This window comes from Cupriavidus sp. 01L46 (assembly GCF_056399905.1).
The window spans coordinates 1-1,194 of record NZ_JBFTSF010000613.1; the positions used below are offsets into that span (position 1 = coordinate 1).

Below are 1,194 nucleotides of genomic sequence, written 5' to 3' on the forward strand. Positions count from 1 at the left end.
GGCTGGACCCTGTCGAGCCTGACCATCACGCCGACCAACGACGCCAACTTCACGCTGAGCGTGGCGGCGACCGCCACCGACGGCGAGGGCAACCTCAGCACCACCACCACCGCGACCGAGGCGGTGACGGTCAATCCGCTGGCGCCGAGCCTGGCGCCAGTGGCCGAGAGCGGRGTCGAGGGCGCGGCCATCGCGCTGAATCTCGGCGCCACGGTCAAYGGCCTSGCCGGCGACGGCAACAGCCWGGCYTCGCTGGTGGTCGGTGCGATCCCGCTGGGGGCCACGTTGAGCGACGGCAGCCACAGCTTCACCGCTTCGGCCGGCCATACTGCGGTCGATGTCCATGGCTGGACGTTAGGCTCACTGACGATCACGCCGACCAACGACGCCAACTTCACGCTGAGCGTGGCGGCGACCGCCACCGACGGCGAGGGCAACCTCAGCACCACCACCACGGCCACCGAGGCGGTGACGGTCAACCCGCTGGCGCCGAGCCTGGCGCTGGTGGCCGAGAGCGGAGTCGAGGGTGCGGCCATCGCGCTGAACCTGGGCGCGACGGTCAATGGCCTSGCCGGCGACRGCAACAGCCTGGCTTCGCTGGTGGTCRGYGCGATCCCGCTGGGSGCCACGTTGAGCGACGGCAGCCACAGCTTCACCGCTTCGGCCGGCCACACCGCGGTCGATGTCCATGGCTGGACCCTGTCGAGCCTGACCATCACGCCRACCARCGACGCCAACTTCACGCTGAGCGTGGCGGCSACCGCCACCGACGGCGAGGGCAACCTCAGCACCACCACCACCGCCGCCGAGACGGTGACGGTCAACCCGCTGGCGCCGAGCCTGGCGCCGGTGGCCGAGAGCGGGGTCGAGGGCGCGGCCATCGCGCTGAACCTCGGCGCCACGGTCAACGGCCTGGCCGGCGACGGCAACAGCCAGGCCTCGCTGGTGGTCGGTGCGATCCCGGTCGGGGCCACGTTGAGCGACGGCGCGGGTGGCCACAGCTTCACCGCCGATGCGAGCCACAGCGCGGTCGATGTCCATGGCTGGACATTAGGCTCACTGACGATCACGCCGACCAATGACGCCAACTTCACGCTGAGCGTGGCGGCGACCACTGCCGACGGCGAGGGCAATCTCAGCACCACCACCACGGCCACCGAGGCGGTGACGGTCAATCCGCTGGCGCCGACCCTG

1 pseudogene is annotated in these 1,194 nt (G+C 71.0%); it reads left to right on the forward strand.

Annotated features, from left to right (window positions below):
- Positions 1–1,194, forward strand: a pseudogene (locus AC1DS3_RS38855) (hypothetical protein); the annotation flags it as partial.